5 protein-coding genes are annotated in these 5,467 nt (G+C 47.1%); all 5 read right to left on the reverse strand.

The window, feature by feature from the left end:
* Positions 1–862, reverse strand: an 862-nt coding sequence (locus DWW77_RS17755) for an ABC transporter transmembrane domain-containing protein (RefSeq protein WP_147419604.1), incomplete at its 3' end; no start/stop codon positions are given.
* Entirely contained in the window at positions 855–2,618 is a 1,764-nt protein-coding gene (locus DWW77_RS17760; RefSeq protein ID WP_118609262.1) for an ABC transporter ATP-binding protein, read from the reverse strand. The genes DWW77_RS17760 and DWW77_RS17755, both read right to left, overlap by 8 nt.
* A 3-nt stretch (positions 2,619–2,621) precedes the next feature.
* The gene (locus DWW77_RS17765; RefSeq protein WP_286188046.1) at positions 2,622–4,139 is read right to left on the reverse strand and encodes an ABC transporter ATP-binding protein; all 1,518 of its coding nucleotides are present in this window, start codon (positions 4,137–4,139) and stop codon (positions 2,622–2,624) included.
* Positions 4,136–4,861 carry an energy-coupling factor transporter transmembrane component T gene (locus DWW77_RS17770; RefSeq protein WP_118609263.1) on the reverse strand — a complete coding sequence of 242 codons (726 nt, stop codon included), beginning with the start codon at positions 4,859–4,861 and terminating at the stop codon, positions 4,136–4,138. Before DWW77_RS17770 ends, DWW77_RS17765 begins: the two co-directional genes overlap by 4 nt.
* A partial coding sequence (locus DWW77_RS17775) for an MptD family putative ECF transporter S component (protein ID WP_286188047.1) occupies positions 4,858–5,467 on the reverse strand: 610 nt, incomplete at its 5' end. The genes DWW77_RS17770 and DWW77_RS17775, both read right to left, overlap by 4 nt.

Raw genomic sequence — 5,467 nt, forward strand, 5'->3', positions numbered from 1 at the left:
TCGAGTTAGCCAGCTTTGCACAGAACAGGGGCAGCATACAAATCAAAAGGTAGTCCACCGTGTTCAGTGTCCCTGCGACCCAGGGTGCATAGGCCAGCAAGATAACCAGCGGGCAGGACAGCCAACTCAAAATACCAAAGACCGCACCAATAGGAAGCACTTTTGATTCGTACACAAAGCTGATCCGGGAAAACTCCCGCATGGCGTTGATAACGGTTTTGTTCTTCATACCGCCTACACCATAAGCTCGGAAAGTCTGAATACCAGAAACATATTCAACAATGCTGCTGACGTTCTCCGCACAAATATCGTTCTTTTCTTTTCCATATTTCCGTACCATGCGGAAAGAAAGCCACAGGCCGGGGATTAAAAGAAGGTCTGCTATCAGCAGGATAATTCCAGCTGGAACATAAAGCGTCACAACAAAGACAATCAACATCAGTGACAGGGCAAAATTCTTTGCCAAATCTCCGACTTTATGGGTCAGGATTTTTTCGTAGTTGTTTACATCGCTTGTGATGGTGTTGATATAATCGCCGGTCTGTCCCTGCGTAAAGCGGGACAGTGGGATGCGCTTCAAATGGTCACCCATAAAAAGCCGAATATTCTTACTGACCTCCGCACCGCCAATCTGCGCTTTGGTATAACCGTAGCTGTAAATCAGGATACGGAGAAGAAAAACCACTGCAATAATACCGGTCAGAGCCAGAACGCGGTTCATGTCAAATTGACCCGACCACAAAAACTGCATAACAGAGTAAAGCAGTATAAACAGGCTGCCGGAGAGAAGTCCTTCCAGAACGGTTCCGCCGACACCAATATAGAAATTGCGGTTTTTTTTCAATACATCATGCTCATTCATGCTGCTCGCCTCCCTCCAACTGATAAGTGATATTCCGGGCTGTCTCGTAGTCTTTCCACGCATTTCGATAGTAGGCGTTGTTCTTCCGAACTTCCTCATGGGTGCCAACGCTGGTAATTGTATGATTTTCCACCACAGCCACCCGGTTGCACATTTTCAAAGCACTCAAACGGTGTGCTACTACAATGACTGTTTTGCCTTTGCATAGATTTTGAATAGCTTTATCAATCTCCATCTGATTTTCCGGGTCAGAGGCACTTGTGGCCTCGTCCAAAATTAAGATAGGTGCATTTTTCAGAATTGCGCGGGCAATCGCAATCCGCTGTTTTTCACCGCCGGAGAAGCGAGAGCCAAAGCTGCCCACTTTCGTGTCATATCCATCTGGCAAGGACATGATAAAATCGTCAATCTGCGCCTCTTTTGCAGCAGCCCGCACTTCTTCCAGAGTGGCGTTGCTGCCCATTCGGATATTTTCTAAAACGCTGTCACGGGTCAGGAAGGTCTTTTGAAATACGATGGCTACATTTTTCAGAATGGTATCGTAGTCAAGCTCCTTGACATTTTTTCCACCAATCAGCACTTCGCCCTCCTGCACATCATAGAAGCGGGAGATCAGTTCAATCACAGTGCTTTTGCCGGCACCAGACTGTCCCACAAGAGCCACGCGTTCCCCGTCATTGATTTTGAGGTTGACACCTTGCAGTACATCGGTCTTACCGTCATAGGAAAATCGGACATTGCGAAGTTCAATATCGTGATTTTGGGGAAAGTCCATTCCACCCTCATAAATCGGAATATCCAGGATTTCTTTGGTCTTGGTAACAGCGTTCAGTACATTAGCAAAATTAGTCCCCAGTTCTTGCAGGGGGCGGATTTCCGTCAGATACATGGAACCTACATAGACGAACAGCAAAAATGCGCTGGCCGCCAGTGAGCCTTTCAGGAAAAACATTCCGCCGATTGGAACCATCAGCAACATCCCACATTCGATGATAACAACAAAGGCCGCATAAGGTGGCCCCATGCGCCGGGAAGTTTCATTCCACATGGCGTTTTCTTCCTGGATAGCGTCTGAAAACTTTTGAAACGATTTGCTCCCCATGTTGTAGGCTTTAATCAATTTCATACCGCTGATGTACTCAATCATAACCGAGTTCAGTGTGGTAATGGAGCGATTGGCCCGTTCCATCAGGTCATCCGTGTTGCGGAACATCATCCCCATTACAACAACAGCAAGGATCAGCGGAACCAGGGAAATCAATGCCAGAGGAATATTGACGGTCATCAGGTAAATAAAGATGACTACCGGCCCAACCAGATAGCACACAAGGTCAGGAAGGTTATGAGCCAGGAACAACTCCAGCTTTTCAATATCTTCATTCAGAACCGTTTTTATATCCCCGGTGCGCCGTTCATTCAAGGCCCCCAAAGGCGCTCTGGCCATGTGTTCCGCAACCATGCAGCGCACTTTGAACAGTGCGCCGTATGCGCCTTTATGGGCTGCCACGCCGGAACAGCCGAATAATGCAAAACGCAGGGTGACAGCGGCGGCAATCATTGCCACAGTCTGTACCACAAGTTCTTTTGTGCAGGCATTGTTAAATGTGGCATCCATCAGCCTGTAAATCCCAATATACGGAACAATAATGCAAAGCCCGCTGCACATGGACAGCAGAATTGCCAGAAACAACCAAAATTTTTGTTCTCCTGCCCAATGCAGCAGCAATGCTACACTGTTTTCTTTTTTCTGCTTCATAGACTACCTCTCCTTTCCATCTGAACGGCCCAGGCCGCCCTCTCTGTCCCCTGCGGGGACATTCACCTTGACAGAGAAAAGCTCTCTCAATTTCGGGAGGGCATCCATTGTAACTAATACGTCATCGGGTATTTCGCCTTCGTCAAAATGTAAGACACGGGAACAGGTACGGCAGACAAACTCAAAATCATGGGTGACAATGAAAATGACTTTTCCCATATTGGATAATCGCCGGATCAATCCTGCAACCTGCGTCATACTGTCAAAGTCAAGGCCGCTGGTCGGTTCATCAAATACAAGCAAGTCTTTCCCACAAATCATGCTGACAGCTACAGCTACTCGTTGCTTTTGACCGCCGGAAAGCGTGTTTGGATGTTGTTCTCGATATAGGGAAAGTCCCAGTTCTTCCAAAGTTGCATTTACCAGCGTTTGGTCTGGATTTCGGATGCCAAAGGAACATTCTGCTTCTACGCTGTCAGCGAAAAGCTCATAGTTCACATCCTGCATGACCATATAAGAGCGTTGCAGCCTTTCCTTACGCTCAATCGGCTTGCTTTCCCACAAAAATTGTCCATCGCAGTCTTTGTGAAGCCCACAGAGAGCGCGAGAAAATGTAGTCTTTCCGGCTCCATTGTGGCCGACCACGCCAATCACTTCACCCTTTCCTGCGGATAAGCCAATATCATGCAAAATGGTTCGCTTCTTGTAACGGAGCGTCACATTCCGTAGCTCTAATACCGGGATAGGGGCAATCGAGTGGGGTTTAGGTGGGAACACCGACCGAAGATCAACTGCCCGCAGGCCCATGCGTTCGCGCTCCTGTTCCGACAGCTGTCGAAATTCTTCCGGGGTATAAATCCCTTTGATTTCTCCTTTTTCCAGATAAACAATTCGGTCGGCCAGTTCCATCAGGTAGTACAGCCGGTGTTCTGCTATCAAAACCGTTTTGCCCTGCTTTTTTATCAGCCGCAAATGCTCTCTCAACTCCTGAATGGAAGTCATATCCAAATTGGAGGACAGTTCATCCAGCAAATAAATCTGTGGGTTCATGGCATAAACAGAAGCGAAGGCGATTTTCTGCTTTTCACCGCCGGACAACTCAAAAATATTCCGGTTCCGCAGCTTTTGAATACGCAGATCGTCGGCTGTCTGTTCCACTCGCTCTATCAGCTCTTGTGGAGGACGAGCCTCGTTCTCAATGCCAAAGGCGATCTCGCTGTCTGTGTCCACATTAAAAAACTGTGTCCGTGGATTTTGGAAAACAGAGCCAACCTTAGCGGCAATCTGATACATAGGGATATTGCTGATTTCCTGACCATCTACCAGCACACGGCCATGAAGTTCCCCTTGATAAAATTGAGGAATTAAGCCGTTCACCAGCCGTGTGATCGTTGTCTTTCCGCACCCACTGCGGCCACAGAACAGGACACATTCTCCGTCCGAAATTTTCAAATTGATGTCATGCAGCCCGCCATGTTCCTGTCCTGTATAGGAAAACGATACATTTTCAAACTCAATCAACCGATCACACCTCCCCGCACACATAATTCAAAAATCAGATAAGCTACGGCAACGGTCATGACGCCCCAATCGGCAGCTCCGCATTTTATCTGGACAAGGCAGGTGCGTGGATTGGGATTTTCAATTCCACGGGTGACAGAAGCAACAGAAAGATCATCCGCTGCTTTTGAAGCTGCCATCAACAAAGGCACATAAATACACTCAACTGTCATGCCCGGATGTGCTAAAAAGCTCGCCAGAGAAGGTGAAACATCTCTCATCCGCATAGCGTCCTTGATATAGCGCCAGTCCTCTTGAATAGTTGGAATGTACCGTAGCATAACTGCCATAGGAATTACTAACTTTTTGGGTGCGTGGACACGGTTCATAGCAGACAGGAACTCATTGACTTTTGTAGTAGTCAGAACAATCCCAGCCAAGGTTCCGCACGCATAGACCTTATGAAACAAGCCTAAAAAGGCAATAAACATTGTCCGCAGCGTGCCTGTCATTTCTGCCATGATCCAAACTGTCAGGGCACAGATGACCGCATAAAAGCATACAGCCTTAATGACATATTTCCACTTTCCAAAGAAAGCCCCCAATATCGCAATCAGCATAACAAGGATAAATTGATATGCAAGTGAGGGCGCAAACATGGACGATAAAACACACATAAGAATAAGAAAGAGCTTGGTCCGTGGGTCGAGCCAAAGCTCTTTCTTGTGGCGTTTACCGCTCATGCTGTAATACCTGCTTTTTCAAACTGCTTTTTCAGCATTTTGCAGCCTACAAAAGCGCTGATTGCAGATGTAATGATAGCAGCGGCAAACATGGCAATCAGAATGCCGGTGTTAGCGGTTGCCTGCATGGTGTCGATGTAGCTCTGTTCGGTTCCATTACCCAGCATTGTCTGCGCCCAGCCGTTGGGGTCAGCAAAGAAAACGATATACGATCCAGTACCGCCGAGGGAAAACAGGATGTAAGACAGACTGTTGAGTTTCTTGCTTTTGTATTGCCCTGCACCCGCAACAAAGTCAGCGACAATCGCCATGATCAGGTAGCCCAATGCAAAAGCCCAGTGCATACCAGTCACGAACCAAATAATACCCATGATAACGCCCATTATAGAAAGGCTCCAACGCTTATGTACTTTTGCAATCAGCAAAAGATAAATGGGGCCAGCAAGCAGCCCACCTCCTGCTGGCATGAAAAAAGTAAGTACAGGATTCGTTGCAAAAAAGACACCGCCCACCAATACAAAAACAAATAACAGTGCAGTAAAAATACCTGTTGTTACAAGGTCTTTCACTGTCAGACCTTTGTTCATAGAATTTACTTGATTACTC

This window comes from Ruminococcus sp. AF17-12 (assembly GCF_003479245.1).
GTDB lineage: Bacteria > Bacillota > Clostridia > Lachnospirales > Lachnospiraceae > Blautia_A > Blautia_A fusiformis.